This window comes from Blautia sp. NSJ-140 (genome assembly GCF_022868965.1).
In the GTDB taxonomy this organism is placed as follows: Bacteria; Bacillota; Clostridia; order Lachnospirales; family Lachnospiraceae; genus Blautia_A.
Genome location: NZ_JALIFS010000001.1, coordinates 145,909 through 166,693 on the forward strand (window position 1 = coordinate 145,909; position 20,785 = coordinate 166,693).

At 46.4% G+C, this 20,785-nt stretch carries 15 protein-coding genes; 2 read left to right on the plus strand and 13 right to left on the minus strand.

Translation table 11 applies throughout. The features are described from left to right. Window positions 1–24: 24 nt before the first annotated feature. From MUB50_RS00665 to MUB50_RS00705, 9 genes are all read right to left on the minus strand, one after another. Complete coding sequence (locus tag MUB50_RS00665) at window positions 25–1,629, minus strand: xylulokinase (protein WP_118623479.1); 1,605 nt, start codon at window positions 1,627–1,629, stop codon at window positions 25–27. A gap of 18 nt (window positions 1,630–1,647) precedes the next feature. After that, window positions 1,648–3,147 carry an L-arabinose isomerase gene (araA, locus tag MUB50_RS00670; protein ID WP_118623477.1) on the minus strand — a complete coding sequence of 500 codons (1,500 nt, stop codon included), beginning with the start codon at window positions 3,145–3,147 and terminating at the stop codon, window positions 1,648–1,650. 177 nt (window positions 3,148–3,324) lie between these two features. Further along, window positions 3,325–4,419, minus strand: coding sequence for a GntR family transcriptional regulator (locus MUB50_RS00675; RefSeq protein WP_118623475.1), 1,095 nt, complete (start codon window positions 4,417–4,419; stop codon window positions 3,325–3,327). 267 nt (window positions 4,420–4,686) lie between these two features. After that, window positions 4,687–6,012 carry an alpha-glucosidase/alpha-galactosidase gene (locus tag MUB50_RS00680; protein WP_118623473.1) on the minus strand — a complete coding sequence of 442 codons (1,326 nt, stop codon included), beginning with the start codon at window positions 6,010–6,012 and terminating at the stop codon, window positions 4,687–4,689. A gap of 264 nt (window positions 6,013–6,276) precedes the next feature. Further along, on the minus strand, window positions 6,277–7,197 hold the full coding sequence (locus MUB50_RS00685) for an AraC family transcriptional regulator (protein ID WP_118623471.1): 921 nt from the start codon (window positions 7,195–7,197) through the stop codon (window positions 6,277–6,279). Window positions 7,198–7,347: 150 nt separating this feature from the next. After that, window positions 7,348–9,567 carry an alpha-galactosidase gene (locus MUB50_RS00690; protein WP_118623469.1) on the minus strand — a complete coding sequence of 740 codons (2,220 nt, stop codon included), beginning with the start codon at window positions 9,565–9,567 and terminating at the stop codon, window positions 7,348–7,350. A 180-nt stretch (window positions 9,568–9,747) separates the two neighbouring features. Next, window positions 9,748–10,587, minus strand: coding sequence for a carbohydrate ABC transporter permease (locus tag MUB50_RS00695; protein WP_021650444.1), 840 nt, complete (start codon window positions 10,585–10,587; stop codon window positions 9,748–9,750). Window positions 10,588–10,602: 15 nt separating this feature from the next. Continuing rightward, complete coding sequence (locus MUB50_RS00700; protein ID WP_118513233.1) at window positions 10,603–11,505, minus strand: carbohydrate ABC transporter permease; 903 nt, start codon at window positions 11,503–11,505, stop codon at window positions 10,603–10,605. A gap of 99 nt (window positions 11,506–11,604) precedes the next feature. Then, window positions 11,605–12,858 carry an ABC transporter substrate-binding protein gene (locus tag MUB50_RS00705; RefSeq protein WP_118623467.1) on the minus strand — a complete coding sequence of 418 codons (1,254 nt, stop codon included), beginning with the start codon at window positions 12,856–12,858 and terminating at the stop codon, window positions 11,605–11,607. A 594-nt stretch (window positions 12,859–13,452) separates the two neighbouring features. Here MUB50_RS00705 and MUB50_RS00710 point away from each other — a divergent pair. Next, window positions 13,453–14,097: a YesL family protein gene (locus MUB50_RS00710; RefSeq protein WP_118623465.1), complete on the plus strand. Its 645-nt coding sequence runs from the start codon at window positions 13,453–13,455 to the stop codon at window positions 14,095–14,097. Window positions 14,098–14,717: 620 nt separating this feature from the next. Here the strand turns inward: MUB50_RS00710 and MUB50_RS00715 are convergent. Further along, window positions 14,718–16,244 carry a glycoside hydrolase family 31 protein gene (locus MUB50_RS00715; protein ID WP_118623461.1) on the minus strand — a complete coding sequence of 509 codons (1,527 nt, stop codon included), beginning with the start codon at window positions 16,242–16,244 and terminating at the stop codon, window positions 14,718–14,720. 690 nt (window positions 16,245–16,934) lie between these two features. Between MUB50_RS00715 and MUB50_RS00720 the strand changes: the two genes are divergently transcribed. Beyond that, a complete protein-coding gene (locus tag MUB50_RS00720; RefSeq protein ID WP_118623459.1) occupies window positions 16,935–17,762 on the plus strand; it encodes an AraC family transcriptional regulator in 828 nt (275 codons plus the stop codon). Window positions 17,763–17,898: 136 nt separating this feature from the next. On the opposite strand, the gene MUB50_RS00725 is transcribed toward MUB50_RS00720, so the two are convergent. The 3 genes from MUB50_RS00725 to MUB50_RS00735 form a co-directional block, all read right to left on the minus strand. Beyond that, window positions 17,899–19,497, minus strand: coding sequence for an ABC1 kinase family protein (locus MUB50_RS00725; RefSeq protein ID WP_118623457.1), 1,599 nt, complete (start codon window positions 19,495–19,497; stop codon window positions 17,899–17,901). Window positions 19,498–19,638: 141 nt separating this feature from the next. Continuing rightward, window positions 19,639–20,070: a phasin family protein gene (locus MUB50_RS00730; protein WP_280520113.1), complete on the minus strand. Its 432-nt coding sequence runs from the start codon at window positions 20,068–20,070 to the stop codon at window positions 19,639–19,641. A gap of 94 nt (window positions 20,071–20,164) precedes the next feature. Further along, window positions 20,165–20,542, minus strand: coding sequence for a diacylglycerol kinase family protein (locus MUB50_RS00735; protein ID WP_118513239.1), 378 nt, complete (start codon window positions 20,540–20,542; stop codon window positions 20,165–20,167). Between the last annotated feature and the right edge of the window lie 243 nt (window positions 20,543–20,785).

A 20,785-nucleotide genomic window follows, 5' to 3' on the forward strand; every position in this document is an offset into this window, starting at 1 on the left:
TCTCATTTCCGTACATCCTGCATTTTACCAGATTTTGGATTCCACTGCTGCTCGCTCAATGCCAAGACCTTTCATATATCTGTCCATAAATGCGTTGAATCCTTTCACGCCTTCGGCTTTCGGTGTCAGTGTGCTGCCTTCATTTCCCTTGAAGACATTTTCATCCAGGAAGTCTGCAAGATCTTCGCCGTCTTTTTTGTTGATCAGATAGGAAGCCAGAAGTGCGATTCCCCAGGCTCCGCCTTCTCCTGCTGTGGACATTACAGATACCGGTGCATCTACCGCATCTGCAAGGATCTGCTGGCCGACACCCTTTGTCTTAAAGAGGCCGCCGTGGCCCAGAAGCTTGTCGATCTTTACCTGTTCCTGATTCAGAAGGATATCCAGACCTACACGCATGGCGCCGAGGCAGGTATAAAGATTATTTCGCATAAAGTTTGCCAGTGTAAATCTGCTCTCAGGAGAACGTACAAACAGTGGACGTCCCTCTTCAAAACCAGTCATATGCTCACCGGAAAAATAGCAGTAGGAAAGAAGTCCGCCACAGTCCGGGTCGCCTTCCATGGCTTTGTTATAAAGAGTTCCGAACAGTTTGTTCATATCTACTTCCATGCCCATAGCTTCTGCAAATTCCTTAAACACATTTACCCATGCGTTCAGATCCGACGTACAGTTGTTGGAATGTGCCATGGCAACCGGATCTCCTGCCGGAGTTGTTACCATATCGATTTCTTTGTACGGTTTGGAAAGAGCCTTTTCCAGAACGATCATGGCAAATACGGATGTTCCTGCCGAAACATTTCCGGTACGCCGGCGGACACTGTTTGTGGCAACCATACCGGTTCCTGCGTCTCCCTCAGGCGGGCACATGGGAATTCCGGCTTTCAGCTTTCCGCTTACATCCAGAAGCTTTGCGCCTTCCTCAGTAAGAACTCCTGCATCCTGACCTGCCACCAGAGCTTTCGGCATAATATCGCGGAGTTTCCATGGGAATCCATAAGGCGCAACCAGTTCATCGAACTTCTGCACCATCTCCTCGTTGTAATCCTTCGTTTCACTGTCGATCGGGAACATACCTGCCGCATCGCCGATACCAAGAACTCTTTTTCCAGTGAGTTTCCAGTGTACATAGGCCTCCAGAGTGGTGATGTAATCGATATCTTTTACATGCTCCTCACCTCTCAGGATTGCCTGGTACAGGTGTGCGATGCTCCATCTCTGAGGGATATTGTAATGGAAAAGCTCTGCCAGCTTCTCAGAAGCTTCTCCCGTGATATTGTTTCTCCAGGTGCGGAAAGGAACCATCAGCTCTCCCGCTTTATTAAAGGGCATATATCCGTGCATCATGGCACTGACACCGAAAGCACCTACGCTTGTCAGTTCCACGCCGTATTTCTCCCGGACATCTTTTGCCATATCCTGATAGCTGGCCTGAAGGCCCTTCCAGATCTCCTCCAGGCTGTAGGTCCAGATTCCGTCCACATACTGGTTCTCCCATCCGTAACCGCCGGATGCGATCGGCTGATTTTTGTCATCTACCAGAACTGCCTTGATCCTTGTGGAACCAAACTCAATACCAAGAGCCGTGCGGTTCTCAAGAATGGCTGTTTTTGCTTCATTTACTCCCATTGTAAAAAACCTCCTGTATTATTTGCTGAAATACATGCTATTCCATCTCAGCTCATTCTGCAGATTCCGGATCGTTGTATCGCCATCAATATAAACCGCTTCAATACCCATAGCTGCTGCCCAGTCACCCATCTGCTCTGCAGTAAGGTCATAGGTAAATGCAGTGTGATGTGCGCCGCCGGCAAGGATCCATGCTTCTGCTGCTGTGGAAAGATCCGGCTTCGGTGTCCAGAACGCAGTACCTACCGGAAGTGCAGGCATCGGTTTCTCTGTTTTCTTACACTCAACCTCATTGATCAGCAGACGGAAACGGTCGCCAAGGTCAACCAGGGATGTTGCGATTCCAGGGCCTGTCTTAGAAGTAAATACCAGTCTTGCAGGATCTTCACGATCTCCCATGGAAAGCGGGCATACACGCATGCTGATCTTTCCATCAGCAACGGATGGGCAAACCTCCAGCATATGTGCCTCAAGGATTCCCTCTTTACCAGGTACCAGATTATAAGTATAATCCTCCATAAAGGAAGTGCCCTTGGCGTCCTTTTTGCCTGCTGCCATGATTTTCATCAGGCGAACCATAGCTGCTGTTTTCCAGTCACCCTCGCCACCGAAGCCATAGCCTTTTTCCATCAGTCGCTGGATCGCAAGTCCCGGAAGCTGCTTCAGGGATCCCAGATCACCGAAGTGTGTTACGATAGCCTGGTAGTTTTTTTCCTCAAGAAAGCGCTCAAAACCAATCTCAATTCCCGCCTGGACTGCTACATGCTTCTTAAATTCCTCAGGGTCACGTCCATCCAGAATCATATCATATTTATTATAATATTCTTCTACCAGAACATCAATATCTCCCTGGCTTACATCCTGAACATATTCTGCAATCTCATTAACCGGATAAGCATCGATCTCCCATCCGAATTTCATCTGAGCCTCAACCTTATCGCCCTCTGTTACGGCTACATTTCTCATGTTATCCGCAACACGGCATACACGAATATGGCTGCTTTCCATGATACCAACTGCAGTACGCATCCAGGATGCCAGACGCTCCTGGACCTTTTTGTCTGCCCAATGTCCTGCAATGACCTTACGCTCGATTCCCATTCGGGTTACCATATGGCCAAACTCACGTCCGCCGTGTGCGGACTGGTTCTCATTCATAAAGTCCATATCAATGGTGTCATAGGGAATCTCCACATTGAACTGTGTATGAAGGTGACACAGCGGTTTACGATACTCTTTGAGACCAAGAATCCAGGATTTTGCCGGGGAAAATGTATGCATCCATGCAATCACGCCGGCACAATTTTCATCTGCATTGGCATCATTAAAGGTTTTACGGATCAGCTCATTTGTGATCAGCGTTGGTTTCCATACAACCTCAAACGGAAGTACGCCGGATTTGTTCAGCTCCTCCACAATGATCTTAGAATGCTCGGCTACCTTGCGGAGACACTCATCTCCGTAAAGATCCTGTGAACCTGTGCAAAACCAGAATTTGTAATCTCTTCCTGTTTTCATGCGAAAAATCCTCCTTAAAATAAAATTAATATCATATGCATAACATTCCTGAAAATCTGCTGTCCAGTTCTGCTGCCAACATGCGTCCGATCTTCTGAAATGTTATAGGGTTCTCTGTAATCTACATCGCTTCATTCTCTAATAAAACGATCTGATAAAACGGTTATGTATCTGTGCTCATGCCCCTGCTTTCACACTGCTGCCCCGCACGATCAGTTCCGGCCGGATCAGCCGTTCCACTGTACTTTCTTCATCCGGCACGCCACTTAATTTTTCCAGGAGAAGCTTCGCCGCCATCTCCCCCAGTTTTTCCTGGGGATGGGTGATGGTGGTAATGCCCTGTCCCTGTCTTGCGTACAGTGAATTGTCATAGCCGGTCACTGCAACATCTTCCGGGATCTTTTTGCCCTGACGTTCCAGTTCTTCCATGACCTGGACAGCGATCTGATCGTTGTAACATACGATCCCATCCGGAAGACTGTTCTGTCGGACCATGTTCCGTACCATAAGAGCCGGCTTTTTTCGCCGGTCCTCGGTGTGAAACCAGACCACCTTATCCGGGTCATAGGCAATTCCATGCTCCTGCAAAGCCTTCACATAGCCCTTATGCCGTTCGATGCCCTGACGGTCATCTGCCTTGAAAAAACCTGCGATGTCACGTCTGCCGGAATCCAGGAGATGCTTTGTAACAAGATAACCGCCACCTGCATCATCCATGAGGATATGGGGTTTTTCCTGCATCTCTGTATACAGTCCCTGGATAAAAATATATGGGATCTGATACTTGTCCAGTGTTTCGTACAGACTTACGTGTCTGCACAACAGCTCGCTTTTGCTGGGTTCAATAATCAGTCCGTCAATCCCCTTACTGATCAGCTCTTCCAGGAATCTTGCCTCCTTCTGACGACTGTTTCCTGTATTTTTGAGGATGATACTGTACCCATTATCGGACAGTACCTCATCAATCCCCTGGATCAGCCTGGGAAAAATATAATCCGAGATATATGTAGTTACCACTGCGATGTTTCCGGTCCCGTGGATCTGACGGAGTACATCCGCACAGAAGGTTCCTTTTCCCTGAAAGGATTCTATGTATCCATCTCCTGCCAGAATCCCCAGAGCCTTTCGCACCGTATGCCTGCTCAGCCCGTAACGGACACTGAGCTGGTTTTCAGAAGGAAGCTTCTCACCCGGACGGATCTTTCCGGAAAGAATGTCTGTTTTCATTTCTTCCATCAGTGCATAATATTTTGCTTTTCCGTTTTCTGCCATAAGCTTCTCCCTTCGTTTGTATTATTCTTCCTTCAAACATCGGATGTAAAACGGATATTTATATTTTGATCTGTATTTATCCTGTTAATTTCATCTGTAATCATTTTATAACTTGTATATACATACGAACAAGTTGTTTTTATTATTTATCAAAAGTTCCATATAAAGAAAGACCGGAACACCCTCCCCATTCTGGTGTTCCGGCCTTTATATGCCGCCTTGCATATTTATTTCAAAGTTTTTGCTGCCTTTCGATCATTTCCTGCCTTAGCGGTACATCTTCATATAATCCCCATGTGCCTCGATCAGCTCATCACACATTGCCTGGATATCTTTGATGTTCAGCTCTGCACCTGTGTGCGGGTCCATCATGGCTGCCTGATAGATTTTCTGGCGGTCTTTGGTCACTGCTGCCTCAATAGCAAGGAGCTGCGGGCTGACATTGGATGAGTTCATAGCTGCCAGCTGTGTAGGAAGCTTGCCCACTTTTACCGGATGTACACCGGTTCCGTCGATATAGCATGGAACCTCTACGCAGGCATCCGGCGGAAGGTTATCAATGTAACCGTTGTTAAGAACATTTCCACCGATCTTGTACGGTGTGTTTGTAACAACAGCCTCCATGATATAAGAAGCATACTCTTTACTTCTCTCATGACCGATCTTGCCATCCTTGAGGATATCCTCGCGCTCTTTTTCCCAGCCCTCGATCTGTTTGATACATCTTCTCGGATATTCGTCGAGCGGAATATTGAACTCCTCGATCATCTCCGGATATTTGGATTTAATGAAGAACGGATTATACTCTGCATTGTGCTCACTGGACTCTGTGCAATAGTATCCAAGATGACGGATATACTCATAACGCACCATGTCCTCATGCTTCTCACCGGAGGTATTCTTCTCCTCGGCAATTCTGCGGATCTCCGGATACAGATCATTTCCGTCTTTGTCGTGGATCTCAAGGAGCCACGCCATGTGGTTGATACCTGCGATCAGCTCAGTACGTCCCTCAATCTTGTCTTCCATTCCCATTCCCTCAAGAAGCTTCTGGGAACATACCTGTACGCTGTGGCAGAGACCTACCGTGCGGATCTTTGTGAAACGCTGCATATAGCCGGTAAGCATTGCCATAGGGTTGGAGTAGTTCAGGAACAGAGTGTTCGGGCAGACCTCTTCCATGTCGCGCGCAAATTCTTCCAGAACCGGAATGGTACGAAGTGCACGCATGATTCCGCCGATTCCCAGGGTATCTGCGATTGTCTGTTTGATGCCGTATTTCTTCGGGATCTCAAAGTCTGTTACGGTGCATGGCTCATAGCCGCCTACCTGGATGGCATTAACTACGAAATCTGCATCACGAAGTGCATCTTTACGGTTCTCTGCACCAAGGTAGGTCTTGATCACTGCGCGGTCCTCGTTTACGTTGTGGTTGATGGCACTTAAAATAATTCTGGAATCCTCCAGCCTCTTCTCATCGATATCATAAAGTGCGATCTCGCTCTCGCGAAGTGCCGGTGTACACATACAGTCACCAAGTACATTTCTTGCGAAAACCGTGCTTCCTGCTCCCATAAATGTAATTTTGATCATGTTCGTTCCTCCTATTGATCTTTTTGGATTTTTCTGTGACAGATTTTTCTGTTCTTGGCAAAAATCCTGATTTTCTGCTGATTCTGCGGCGCAGCCCCGCTTCGTTATTATTATGGTTTTATGATACTACCGGAAGCATCTTTAAAATATGTACTTTGATGTCAATAATTGTTGTTTTGTTGCATGAAATATATCCTAATTCAGACAGAGAGTTGTTATTTTTTATCGCAAAGATCTGCCAGCAACAAAAGGTACTGCCAGTTATCAGGCCTCAGATTCCGTATAATCGCCCTTCTTTCCATTCACTACAAGTCTTCTCTTTTCTTCCTTGTATTCTCTCGGACTTCTTCCTGTTCTTGCCTTGAATACCTTGGAAAAAGCCAGCGGATCTCCATACCCTACTCTTGCAGCTACTTCACTGACCTGAATATCTCCGTTTTTCAGAAGAGTTTTCGCCTTCTCAATGCGAAGATTCATAAGATATTCCTGCGGCGAGCATCCAAGGCTTTTTTTAAATGAACTGGTAAGATAGCTCCGGTTGACGCCAATGCGGTCTGCCAGCTCATTGATCTTCAGCCTCTTGTCAAAGTTGGCTGCAATGTAATCCACTGCCTGCTCCACATAAACGGAATTTGGATATCTGTGGGATGGAAGAAGCTTGCCTTCTCTCAAACATGCATCCCGGTTATCTGTGATCAGGTCAGAAAAAAGAAGCAGCAGAAGTCCGTTTCGTTTCAGCTCATTTTCAAAAACGAGCTTGTTGGTCCGTACCATTGCATCAATATACTTCGCAGCATTTTCCATGCAGTGGATCCTTCGGACCGGATTTTCCCGGCTAAAACCACTTACATGAATCACTTCCTCGGCAATCATTCCCTCAAATCCTACCCAGCGGTACGTCCAGGGATTGTCCATGTCTGCCTCATACCAGGCCTCCACACTGGGTGGGATCAGAAATGCTTCTCCACCGGTCAGATGATACTGATAGCCATCCATCTCAAAAACTCCGCTTCCGGATTCCACGATATGAAGTACATGGGAGATCCTTTTATTTGGTCCAAATCGATATCCCGGATCACATTTTTCCCACCCACAGTAAGTAAGACAGAGATCCACCGCACCTTTCTTTAAATTCTCCAGACATTTATAGCTGTCTGAGTTTGTAAAACCAACTGTATGAAGCAACTTGCCACCTCCCTGATGTCATATATTACATTTCCGACCGTGCGCTGCTTCGCCACCCAATAACAGACCGCCATATCCGGCGGCCTGTTATTTTTCTGGTCAGGCGGATGTTTTTTCTACAGACAGTTTTTATTCCATCACTTGCAGAAATCAGTCCTCTGCTTCAATTGTATACAATACAGAATGGAAGTCACCGTTTGTCTTATTGCAGTAGTCACGATCAACCGGGATTCCTGCATACATCAGCTCATTTCCGTAAGCTTTCAGGCACTTATCTTCCCATTTTACTTTGTAAAGCTGATCCTCGTCAAGACCTTTGAACCGCAGACGCATCCAGGAAGCATTTACCTTGTTCAGTCTCTCATAGTATCCGGCAACTGCCTGTTTTTTGTCTCTGGAAACAACCATCCATGCAGTATCATTTCCTTCGAACGGGCTTAAGATACGGTAGAAATCACCCTCCACCTGGATCAGATCACGATGTTCCTTCATGAATTCCACCTGTGCCTTTACCTCTTCGATCTCTTCATCACTTAAGAGGTTCAGATCCAGCTCATAGCCAAAGGTTCCGAAATATGCCACATTTGCTCTTGTGGAAAGCGGTGTGGTACGGTGCAGCTGATGATTCGGTACTGCTGATACATGAGATCCCATGCTGACGATCGGATAGACAAAGGAGGTACCGTACTGGATCTTTTCTCTCTCAGCTGCATCGGTATCATCACTGGTCCATGTCTGCGGTGCAAAATACAGCATTCCCGGATCAAATCTTGCTCCGCCGCTTGCGCAGGATTCAAAGAGGATGTCAGGGAATCTCTCTGTCAGTCTTGTATACAGCTCATAAACACCAAGGATATATTTATGCATAGTCTTGCCCTGATCTGCTGCAGATGCGCCGCGGCTGAAAGGCTCAGACATATAACGGTTCATATCCCATTTAATGTAGGAAATGGAAGATTCCTCGATAACCTTGGAGATGGAATCATAAATGAAATCCACAACCTCAGGTCTGGAAAAATCAAGAACGTGCTGATGTCTTGAGTGAGACTCAAAACGGTCCGGTGCTCCGATGAGCCAGTCCGGATGTGCTCTGTAGCAGTCACTGTTCTTATTTACCATCTCAAGCTCTACCCAGAGACCGAATTTCAGGCCCATCTCCTCGATCTTACGGGAAAGTCCGGAAATTCCGTTCGGAAGCTTATTCTTATTTACGAACCAGTCGCCAAGGCCCTGGTAATCATCGTTTCTGGTTCCGAACCATCCGTCATCCAGAACGAACAGCTCTACTCCAACCTCTTTGGCTTTTTTTGCAATATTGAGGATTTTTTCCTCATTAAAATCAAAATAGGTCGCTTCCCAGTTATTGAGGAGGATCGGGCGTGCATGATTTCTCCATTTTCCACGCATCAGACGGTCACAGTACAGTCTGTGGTAAGCCTGGCTCATTCCGTTTAAGCCCTTATCACTGTATACCATAACAACCTCCGGAGTCTGGAATTCCTCATCTCTGGAAAGCTCCCAGGAAAATCCCTGTGGATTGATTCCCATCATAACTCGTGTCATCTCGTAGGTGGAAACCTCGACCTGTGCAAGGAAGTTGCCGCTGTACACAAAGCTGAATCCAAAAACCTCGCCTGTGTCTTCTGTTGTATGAGGACGCTTCAGTGCGATAAACGGATTCTGCTCAGAGCTGGAACCGGTTCCTGCAAGACTCTGTACAGCCTGTGTACCCATCTCAAGTTTACGTGTTTTTACATAGCGCTCACGTGCCCACGCACCGGAAAGATGGATCATCTCATAATCCATATCCGGAAACTCCACTGCTGCACTCATCACATTCTCAAGGCGGATCTTCTGATCCCCTTTCTGAACAAGGCGTGCGCTTCTGGTGATCACCGGGTAATCCTCATATACGGAATATGTAAGAACAAGGTCTGTGTCCATCACAGAATCATGAAGTGTGATATCCAGAGATGTTGCTTCCTCATCACTTTCTGTATAAGTTGCCGGAAGACCTGCAAGCTTCTTCTTGCCGCCATAGATCTCATGAGAAACATATTTGAAATCTACGATCTCGCTTCCGTTCTCCTGACGAACAGTAAGGGCAGGGTTTCTATAATCACCGGTTCCGTAAACAGGATACTCCTGTTTGGTATACTGCATGGAAAGAAGTCCTGGCTCCGGAACGCATACAGCCATCAGGGAACGCATGATCTCTTCATGAAGATAACTGAAATCCTCTTTATCGCGGATAGCTTTTCCATAGTACAGATTCTCCATCTGACCATTTTCCATGATACAGGTGATGTAGCTTAAATGTTTGTTATAAATGTGGAATGTCTTTGATCCCTCGTGAAATTTAATCGGCATAATTTTCTCCTTTTTTCATTTACTGCAGATAAAAATATCCGCCTCTTTCCTTAAGAATCATCAAATAGCTGTGCATTTTGGCATTTGCTTCGATAAAAATACCGCTGACAACCTCAATAACCAAATCCTCAGTTATATACATTGTCAGCGGTCTTGTATTACCTTATGTAATATTTCTGATTACAGTTTTCCACCGCTGGTAGCAATACCTTCGATAAACTGTTTCTGGAAGATCATGTAGATCACGATCATCGGAATGCAGGCGATCAGAGATGCAGCCATCAGTTCCGGGAATTTGGATACGTACTGGCCCTGCATCTTTGCAAGTGCGGAAGAAAGTACCAGCATATCCTTATCTGTATTAACGATCATCGGCCACATCAGGTCTTTGAATGCGAATACAGCTGTGAAAATTCCAAGTGCGACCATACTGGATCTTGTAAGTGGTGCCATGATGTAAAGGAAGGTCTGACCGATGTTACATCCGTCAAGTCTGGCAGCCTCCTCCAGATCCTTCGGCAGTCCCATGTATCCCTGTCTCAGAAGGAAAGTACCGAATGCAGTAACAATACCTGGGAATACAAGGGCAAAGATCGTATTCAGCATACCCATCTTGCTGACCATCAGGTACTGCGGGATGATGAAAATCTGTACCGGAACCATCATCTGGAACAGTACAAGACTGAAGCAGAGATCACGGCCCTTGAAGTTCAGTCGTCCAAATGCATAGCCTGCCATAGTTGCTGTAAGAACCGCACACACTACTCGGAAGAAGATCAGAAGCAGTGTATTCTTGTACAGAAGCAGGAAGTTCATGTTATTGATAACAGAAATAAATGCGTCTTTTCTCCATATTTTCGGGAAAATAGTGAAAGGATCTACAGATGTTGCTTCAGTTACAGTTTTAAAAGCTGTCAGGATCATCCAGATAAATGGCACAAGCATCGTTATGGACACAATGATCAGTATGACATGTATTAAAATAGTGGTTAATTTCTTTTTTGTTTCCATACTATCCATGGTTAATCCCCCTTTTTAGTTGTAGAATACCCATTTCTTCTGACCGATCATCTGGAATACTGTCAGGATCATGGTGATAATAAGAAGTACTACTACGATCGTAGCGCCGTATCCCATGTTCTTATTGATAAATGCATATTTATAGAACAGGTAAACCAGTGACTGAGTCTTGGTAAGTGCCGGGTTTGACTTGTCAATAACCATATAGATCAGGTCGAATACCTGAAGGGATCCGATCACACGGGTAACAAGTACGAAGAAAATGGTTGGTGAAAGAAGCGGGATCGTAATGCTGAAGAATGCATTCACACCTGTAGCTCCGTCAATCTCTGCCGCTTCATAATAATCCCTCGGAATTTCCTGAAGTCCTGCCAGAAAAAGAACCATATTGTAACCGATGATAGACCATACACCGATGATCGCAACTGCAAATACTGCAATTTTCGGATTAGAAACCCAGTTTACATGAACATGGAAAACGTTATTGATAAGACCATAATCAGAGTTGAACAGCCATCTCCATACCATGGCTACCGCTGCCGGAGCTGCTACCATCGGAAGGAAGATGATGGTTCTGTAAATAGAACGGCCCTTCATCTTTCTGTTAAGAAGTACTGCAAGAACAAGTGCGATGACAATGGAAAAAGGGACCTCCACGATCGCATATTTGAATGTGTTGATCAGTGCCTGCCAGATCTCTTTATCTGCAAAAACCTTCTGGTAGTTCTGTAAACCGATAAAGATATTTCCTTTACCAAAATCTCCTGTTTTGAAAAAGCTCTGGTAAATAGTCTGGAAGATCGGAATGATGTTCAATACGATCAGTCCGATGGTTGTTGGGAGAATAAACAGCCAGCCCCAGAGGAACTCACTGCGCTCTCTCTTTGTCCGTGCCTGTGACTTGGTAGTTTTAGCCATAAGAATCACTCCTTCTATTCCTTCTATGTATGAGGCCGCTGCACCTGAGTGCGGCGGCCCCTCTCATTACTGCACTTAATTATCGGTGTTTCTTAATGCTTACTCCTCAGCCAGCTTCTCGTTCATCTGATCAGCCATCTGCTTGCAAGCCTCTTCCATTGTGATGTCGCCTGTGTATACGCCCTTAAGGATCTCGTTGTCCTCGTTCTCCCATGTTACAGTAGATTTGGAGTATGGACGGATTACCATGTCATCCATCATGTTCAGATAAGCCTGAAGGTTGAAGTCTGCGGATTTAGCCCATGCATCAGATGTATCCTTGTATGCACTCATTGTAACACCAAGTTCAGCCTGTTTCTCCTGAGCCTCTTTGGATCCGAGGTACTCAATCAGCTGCCAAGCTTCGTCTGTGTGCTCACCGGAAGCAGATGCTGCCCATCCAAGTCCGTTATATAAGGAAGCTCTTCTTCCTGTCTCAGCGTTCTTAGGAAGCTCTACACAATCACAGTTCGCTGCTGTGTACTCGTTCTCTTTAAATGCTGCAAGCATCCAGGAGCCCTGGCATGTCATAGCGATCTTGCCAGCCTCGAAAAGTACGTCCTCGTTGTTCTCGGACATTGTCTCAAGAGACGGGATCACGCCATCCTTGATCCATCCTTCCAGTGTCTGCATAGCTGCGATCGTCTTCTCATCATCCCAGCCGGATTTTGTCTTGTCATCACTGATGATGTATCCGCCGTTATCATAGATCAGGTTGTAGTACCCGGCCTGGTTGTTATCATTTCTCATTGCGAGACCGTACTGGGAACCATCATCCTTGGTAAGCTTCTTAGCTGCCTCTGTAACATCATCCCATGTCCAGTCAGCTGTCGGATAATCAAGTCCTGCCTCGTCAAATAATGTCTTGTTGTACCAGAGAGCGATTGTATCTACATCCTTCGGTACTGCATAATATTTATCATCGTATGTATACAGTCCCCAGATATCCTCCGGATAGTTCTCCGGATCGATCAGATCGCTGTCTTTGATCTTATCGGTCAGATCAAGAAGCATATCGTTGGACATGTATCTCTGACTCTCGTTGGAGTGCATCCAGAATACGTCCGGAAGGGAACCACCCTGTGCACCGGCCTCGAGCATTGTCCAGTACTCATCCCATTTAACAACGGAGATCTCTGTCTTGATTCCTGTCTTCTCTGTGAAGTCTGCGAGAATTTCTTTGATTCCCGGCTCCTGGTTGGTGTCCCAGATGGAAACGGAAAGTGTAACGTCATCGCCCTTGGCATATACAGGAACTGCTGTCATTACCATGGCACCTGTTAATAATAAAGCTGCTACTCTTTTGAAATTCATAACTTCTTCCTCCTTTTTGGATCTCTCTTATTTTCCCTCTTTCTTTGGTCAGTTTTTATATTTTTCCACGTCCCTGACCGTTGATATTATTATAATTGCACATGGAAAAATGATAAATGGATTATTGTAATTTCAATATGGAAAAATGTTGTTTTTTATTCATTTTATCCATTTTTCGTTCATGCTTTGTTAATTATTCGTCATTTTTACATGTTTTCTTGTATTTCTTACATATATTTTCATATTTTTCACTATTTATGGGCATATTTTGGCACTCATTTATTTCCTTGTAGCAAAACCAACATTTTTACATATCTGTTTTTGTATGTTTTTACTAACTTAGAACATGTATAAATGTCATTTTCCGAAAAATACACTTTCCCTTACCTAACATAATTCCATGCGTGCCATCATTTTCACATGTGCACGCAAAGTTCCATGTTTTTTTATACAGTCCCATAAACCGTGCTGATACTTATCTGCGTCCCCTCTCTTTACACACAATCAAAAACTATGCTAAGATTAGCTGTATCGGACTTTTCCCATATGGTCCGTTTTTCATTTCTATATTTCTATATAAGGAGGTATTTCGTTATGAATCTTTTAAATGAAGATAATGTCGTTCATGTATTCCTCAACAAACTGGGCGACATCGTGATCGCCAATCTTCTTTTTATTCTCTGCTGCATCCCCGTGATCACCATCGGGCCGTCACTGACTGCCCTCTATCACTGCATGATGCGTACCGTAAAAGGGAATAACAACGGCACAACGAAAACATTTTTCAGAGCTTTTAAGGAAAACTTCAAACAGTCACTGATCATATGGCTGCTGATCCTCGCTGCCGGAGCCGTGATCATCCTGAATATCCGCTTTCTGCTCCATGCCGAAGGAAGCGCTGCACATATGCTGTTTTACCTTTCTGTGGGAGTTCTCACTCTGCTGATAATTTTTACTTTATACATATTCCCAGTGATCGCAACCTTTGCCAATACACTGGGGGCACTTTGCAGAAATGCATTTCTGCTGGCATTTATGCACTTCCCCACAACGATCGCCATTGCGGTGATCACGATCTTTCCATTGTATATGACCTATCTCGATGCAAAACTGCAGCCCCTTTACGTATGCTGTTGGTTTTTCTTTGGATTTGGACTTGTAGCTTTTATAAATTCGATGCTGTTGTATCGATTTTTTAAGAAGCTGCTTCCTCCGGAGGAGGATATTTCGCTTTTGTGATGAAAAGCTTGGGAAAATTGTTATTATTGTTATTATAGATATGATATTTTTTTGCTTTTCAAAGCGGAGGAAATCTGCGAGGGGGAAAGCACTCAGAGTTGCGAAGCCCGCTTTTCCCCCTCGCGCTCCCCCTTTCCGGGCACGCTATATTATCGTACGCTGTGGGAATGTGTTAGTATATCGGCACGGCGATGGATTCTACGGTGTTGGTGATGTTATGTTAAGCCGATCTATGCTACTATGATGCTGATAATGTTACGCTGAAACGGTCTATGCTACTACGATGCTGATATTTATGCTACAGTATTCGTAATATTACACTGAGCTTCTTTATGCTACAGCACTGATAATGTTACGCCACGCCACACCACCTCACCTCCAAGTCGAAAGTGAAGCGCCTCGACCCAATCTCTACCGGTAGGCCACAGGGAAACTCAGCCTTTCGTCCCAGTCATCCAGCGCAGCGCTGATGACCCATCCAACTCCCGTGAAACCACTCTGCTTCTCACTCTGAACCAAATTCACACCCCACCACTTCTCCCCATCTGATTCCCCTTCCGACCAGCCCCCGACGAAGCCCCGGCGACAGACAGCATACACCTTGCGGGCGTCCATTTCATCTACACTCTTTTCAAAACAACCAATCCCTCATTCTCACCAAGAACCACATTCCGGCCACCATTCAGTACATCACCCTCAGTCTCTCCAAGGCTAACACACCTCCACTGCCCCTCAGGCAAAGTCACACTTCTGACAACCTCCCCCTGCTTCCAAACAGGCGCCACCAAAAGCGCATCACCAACCATAAACTGATCCATCACCCTCTCCATACCCTGTCCAGGGAAAACAAACTCCATAGAACGGGCAATCGGCTCACCAGTAACTTTCGCACACTCTACAGCCTTGAAAATCTCCGGCAGACACTTCTCTCTGAGAGCCAGTGCATCCTTAACCTTCTGAAAATCCGCCTCAGGCAGCACTCTCCAAGGAGAAGCCGAAAACTGCATCACCGGCATCAAAGCCGCAATCTGCGCATACCGCACAAACATCTCCGGCGTACACGCATTCTCATTTCCATTCAAAAAACAGGTATACTCACCACCACCGATCATATCCGGGCTGCCAAAAGGATGCCCCGTAAGCCCCTGTATCAACGTATCCGGAATCAATCCCGCAATACCACTCTCATCCCACTTCGTCTGCTTATCACAAAGCCTCTGCATCAGAGAATAACCACCGGCCCTGAAACATACCCTCAGCTCATTAAACACAAACTGTTCCCCAAACTCAGCCCAAAGCCTGGACAGCTCATCCGTAGAAGCATCCCGGAACAGCTTATCCCCAGCATGATAATAACACGGATCCCCAGCATCCAGTTTAAAACCATCCACACCCATATCCATCAGAACATCCAGCTGATTCTTCAGCCACTTCAAAGCATCCGGATTCGTCAGATCCAGAGCCGCAGAATACCCGTTCCACCACTCCAGGATACGAGGTTTCCCCTCCGGAGTCTCAATCAGAAAATGCTTATCCCTGGCCTTCCGAAACTCCAGCGTATCCGGAGTAACAAACGGACAGATCCACAACATCACAGAAAAGCCCATCTCATGCAATTCTTTGATCATCGCCTTCGCATCCTTGAAATTATCTCCCCTGAACTGCCACCTTCCATAATAAGGAGACCAGCCATCATCGATCATCAGAACACCTGATGGAAAACCATTTTCCAGAATACCTTTTGCATATTTCAGGATATTCTCCTGGGTCTGATAATAGGTAAGTTCAATCCAGGAATTATATACCGGTGCTTTGAAAAATCTGTCTGAAAGTTTGATCTCATGAAATGGAAAATGCGCTTTCATGGCTGCCAGGTATGCACCTCTCAGATCATTGAAGCCGTTTTCCAGAACGATAGATTCCGGACCTTCCGCCAGGATCTCACCTTTTTGAAAAGAGATATGAAAACCTGCGTTGCTCCAGATGTAACGGCCTTTCGAGGAAAGGAATAATGGCATGATCTGATTGTGGGTTGGGTTTTCGCGGAAATCCCAGTCCACAATGTCGTCTGCGCCTACGGGCTGGCGGTAGCCTTCGTAGACTGCGCCGCCATACCAGAATTCGTTTTTTAATATAGTTGTTTTCATATCAAAACTCCTTTCTGCTATATATGAATTTATGTTTTTTTGTTTAAATGTTGAGGTTATTTTTTTTGTATTGATGTAAATTTATTAGCTTTTCGAAGCTAAGGAAATTGCGAGGGGGAAAGCACTCGGAGTTAGCGAAGCCCGTTTTTCCCCCTCGCGCTCCCCCTTTCCGGGCACGCAGTTGTTGTACGTTGTGGGAATGTGTTTATGTACTGGTGGGGCGATGGATTCTACGGTGTTGGTGATGTAACGTTGAGACGATTTGTTCTTATTACCTGTAACTTCCTTCCGGTCAATTGCTTACTCCTTCCGGCTGGAAGTACCAGCTGGCAAGGCGTGTGCTGTCTGACGACGGCTCTGCAGGAGGGGTGCTGATTCTTGGCTGGTGGAAATCTGCGTTGTTTTTCAAAAGTTCGCTGTTTGAGCGCAGCGAGTTCGGACTTTTGGAAAACGCTTTTAGCAGATTTTCAGCGGCTTAGAAGCCAGCCCCCGACGAAGCCTCGGCGTCAGACAGCACACGCCTTGCCAGCGTCCGCATATCCACCCCACCCTCTCCGAATCCCTTCCACTTCAGCCCTTGCCCTTCCCACCCCCATATTGTATAATCACCTCATACAACATCCCACCCCATTTTGTGACCCAAAATTGCGTTTTTGTTGCATAACCCAAGAAACCAGGAGGCCCACCTAAATGAAAAACACACACCAGGAACCCAAAACCCAACACACCCTCTCCGTCTACTTCTGCGGTCAGGAAGATTGCGGCCCAAACCACTCCTTCGGCCCGGCCATGCGCCCACACTACCTCCTCCACGTGATCTTCCACGGCAAAGGCATCTACCAGTGCAGCGGCCACACCTACCATCTGAAAGCAGGCGACGCCTTTCTCATCCGCCCCATGGACTCCATCTACTACCGAGCCGACACCTCCGACCCCTGGAGCTATGCCTGGGCAGGCTTTGACGGCTCCGCCTGCAAAGAAATCCTGAAACAAACCGTATTTTCAGACACCCCCATCTTCACCCCCGAAACACCCGCCCGCCAAAACAGCCTCCTCACCCACATGCAAAGCCTCCTTGACACCTTTTCCGAAAACAACGGAAACGACCTTGCCTCCGCAGGAAACCTCCTCCTGATACTATCCGACATGCAAAAAAAGCCCTCCGAAAGCAGGACCGACATCTCAAACCTGTACTTTCAGAAAGCCTCCGAATACATCAGAAACAACTATGCCTACCCCATCCAGATCTCAGACGTGGCACACTACGTAGGAATCGACCGTTCCTATCTTTACCGGATCTTCATGGAACACGAAAACACCTCCCCAAAACAATATCTCCTGAAACACCGCCTCCAGATGGCAACCCAGCTCCTCTGTTCCTCAACCTGCACCATCACAGAAGCAGCCCTCTCCTGCGGCTTCCGGGACGCACCCTCCTTCTGCAACTACTTCCGCCAGGGAACCGGCTACACCCCAAAGGAATTCCGCAAAGCCTACAGCGGAACCATCTACCCCTGACTAGCCACCTGTACTCCGTCATTTCCCTGCCTGCCAAAAGATAACCGCTCACAATCACAAGCAGACCAAAACAATTCCATAACAGCAAAAAAAAGACGGAAACCATCACGCAGACTCTGCAAATGATCTCCGTCTCTTATTTTCCGGAAAAAAAATGCTTGATAAACACATACAAAACAATGATAAAAGCAAACACATAGCCAAAAGCACCCAGAGCCGGGATTCCCCACAGCTTCGGCTTCATATCCGTAGTACAGATAATACTGGAACTGATCAGAAGTGCCATCACCCACAGCCCCATCACAATATTCCGCACCAGCCGCCGCAAAAGCCACGCCAGATCATCCGAGGCATGAAGATCCAGATTGATCTTCGTCTGCCCCTTCATACAGCCCTGAAGAAAATCCGCCGCCAGAGAAGGAATATCCACCGCACGTTTCAGGGACCATGCAAAATTTTTTCCACCTTTTTTGATCTCACGCTTCCAGTTTCCATTGCTCAAAAACTGCTCTTTAAGCCTTGCCGCAGCAATCTGTGTCATATTGATATCCGGGCAGATCTCAGCCAGAACCCCCTCCACATGAGTCAGTCCTCTCGCAAGCATGGTCAGTCCGTGAGGCATCATGATCTTATTCTCCTTCATGACCTCCATCAGGTCCACCATCACCTCTGCCACATCAATATTTCCCATATCCGCAGTACCGTATTTCTCCATAAGTCCGCGGATATCCTCATAAAGCTTGCTGGAATCCGGCTTTCCCTTAAAATCACCAAGAGCCAGAACCGCATCCTGGATCTTACCGATGTTGTTCATGGCAACCCCTTCAATGGCTTCTCCGATCAGCTGACGGTCATGCTCTGTAAGCCGTCCCATCATCCCCATATCGATCCAGACGATCTTTCCCTCCTGAATCCGTACATTTCCGGGATGAGGATCTGCATGGAAGAAACCATCTTCCATCACCTGCTTGATAAAATTGTCCACATATTTCGTTCCGACCTCATTGAGATCATATCCATTCGCCAGAAGATCTGCCCGGTCATTGATCGCAAAGCCGTCAATATATTCCATCACCAGAACATGTGGTGAAATATATTCGCGGTAAAGAACAGGCACCTTCACAAATGCCACATCTTTATTCTTCTTCGCAAATTCCGCCATATTGGCTGCCTCTGTGAGAAAATTCATCTCCTCCTGGGTCACGGTCCACAGCTCACTTAAGACCATGTTCAGATCTACCATGCCTTTGATACTTACCGGCGGCATCAGACGCACTGCCTTATGCATCAGTCCGATATCCCGGGCCATAGTCTCATAGATTCCTTTTCGCTGAACCTTGATCACAACCTCTTCCCCTGTTTTCAGAGTTGCCCGGTGCACCTGTGCAATGGATGCAGCTCCAAGGGGCTTCTCATCAATGCGCTGAAATTCCTCCTGCCATGGACAGCCCATGGATTCCTCCAGAACTTCTATCACCTGTGAAAAAGGCATGGGCGGCACATCGGAACAGAGTTTCATCAGCTCATCACAGTATATTTTGGGCAAAATATCGGAACGCAGGGACATAATCTGACCCAACTTGATATAAGTTGGGCCCAGGTCTTCCAGTATGAGCCGGAGCTTCTCAGGAGAAACACCCCGGGTAATGGCATGCTTTTTCAGAACGGCTGTGATCTCTCTCAGCCGTTCTCCATATCCGCTTTTTTCTTTTTTCTCCTGTTCTTCTCTGGCCATAAAATTCTCCGTTTACGTTATTAATCTCCGACAGCTTTCATACTTCCTCTTTGTGCTTAAACTGCCTTTTTGTTTCTGTTCCACCGTCTTGTTCTGTCCGGCTTCTTCCATGAGTTCTGCTGTTTTCTCAGAAGTCTCTTTTTATTCTGCCTCCGGAGCTTCCTCACTCCCGCCGGCTGCTTCTGTTTTCTCTTCTTCAACAGTCTCTGTGGCTGCATCCTCAACAGGCTCTGCTACAGGTACTTCTTCCTCTTTTGCAGCTGCCTCAGCCTGCATGCTCTCGATCTGTGCCTTCACAGCTGCAAGCTGCTCCGGTGTGAGCTTGGAGATCGTCGCCTTAAGCTCCTCCTGCTCGTTCTTTCTGGCTGCGGATTCTTTCACAGAATCAGCTGCATTCTTAACTGTTGACTTGATGTTGTGCTTCAGCTCCTGATTGAGGACCTTTCCCTGCTCAACGGTAAGCTCACCTTTTTTTACCAGCTCATCCAGAATCTCCTTGGATTTCTCTGCTGTCACTGCTGCTGTACCAATACCCACCAGTAAAATTTTCTTCAGTCCTTCACCTAATTCCATAATGTTTTCTCCTTTCCTGAAACCGGCAGCTGCCCGACTATCATCCTGCTGTCCGACACCAGCCCCTGTCATGAAACAAAATTTCCTGTTCCTGTCATATTCCCAGAAAAACAAGTCCCTTGGGAACAAAAATGATCAGTCCGACGATTGCTGCCATGATCGCTGCGATCAGTACTGCCCCGGCCGCTGTGTCCTTGGCGATCTTTGCCAGAGGATGACGTTCCTCTGTGACCAGATCCACCACAGCTTCCACTGCCGTATTCACCAGTTCCAGCGCCATCACCATTCCGAACAGCCCCAGGCAGATGCACCACTCTGTCACGGAAAGCCCAAGGATCAGTCCTGCGATCACCACAAGTGCTGCCACCATGCAGTGGATCTTCATATTTCTTTCCTTGCGGATGCAGGTAAAAATCCCCTGAAATGCATATCCGAAGCTTTTATACAGCGGATCCTTCTTTCTGCCTGCCATGTTCCTCACCTGATTTCCTGTTTGAATTATTCCCTCCAACGGGAAGTATGGGATTATTATAACAAGTTTGTAGTAATATTTCCAGTATTCCGAAAAATTTATGAATATTTAAGGAGTATATGTGGCTATTCACAGATAACTGTTTGAGCGGATAAAAGCATCCGCATTCAGTTAAACCACACATACTCCTGATCCTGTTGCATATTATGTAAGATTTCCGGATATCCTGAATTATTTTTCCGG

Coding starts and splice junctions, on each gene's coding strand:
- MUB50_RS00705 (WP_118623467.1), bottom strand. CDS start 12,858: ATGAATTTCAAAAGAGTAGCAGCTTTATTATTAACAGGTGCCATGGTA.
- MUB50_RS00700 (WP_118513233.1), bottom strand. CDS start 11,505: ATGGCTAAAACTACCAAGTCACAGGCACGGACAAAGAGAGAGCGCAGT.
- MUB50_RS00680 (WP_118623473.1), bottom strand. CDS start 6,012: ATGATCAAAATTACATTTATGGGAGCAGGAAGCACGGTTTTCGCAAGA.
- MUB50_RS00690 (WP_118623469.1), bottom strand. CDS start 9,567: ATGCCGATTAAATTTCACGAGGGATCAAAGACATTCCACATTTATAAC.
- MUB50_RS00675 (WP_118623475.1), bottom strand. CDS start 4,419: ATGGCAGAAAACGGAAAAGCAAAATATTATGCACTGATGGAAGAAATG.
- MUB50_RS00710 (WP_118623465.1), top strand. CDS start 13,453: ATGAATCTTTTAAATGAAGATAATGTCGTTCATGTATTCCTCAACAAA.
- araA (WP_118623477.1), bottom strand. CDS start 3,147: ATGAAAACAGGAAGAGATTACAAATTCTGGTTTTGCACAGGTTCACAG.
- MUB50_RS00715 (WP_118623461.1), bottom strand. CDS start 16,244: ATGAAAACAACTATATTAAAAAACGAATTCTGGTATGGCGGCGCAGTC.
- MUB50_RS00730 (WP_280520113.1), bottom strand. CDS start 20,070: ATGGAATTAGGTGAAGGACTGAAGAAAATTTTACTGGTGGGTATTGGT.
- MUB50_RS00695 (WP_021650444.1), bottom strand. CDS start 10,587: ATGGATAGTATGGAAACAAAAAAGAAATTAACCACTATTTTAATACAT.
- MUB50_RS00725 (WP_118623457.1), bottom strand. CDS start 19,497: ATGGCCAGAGAAGAACAGGAGAAAAAAGAAAAAAGCGGATATGGAGAA.
- MUB50_RS00720 (WP_118623459.1), top strand. CDS start 16,935: ATGAAAAACACACACCAGGAACCCAAAACCCAACACACCCTCTCCGTC.
- MUB50_RS00735 (WP_118513239.1), bottom strand. CDS start 20,542: ATGGCAGGCAGAAAGAAGGATCCGCTGTATAAAAGCTTCGGATATGCA.
- MUB50_RS00665 (WP_118623479.1), bottom strand. CDS start 1,629: ATGGGAGTAAATGAAGCAAAAACAGCCATTCTTGAGAACCGCACGGCT.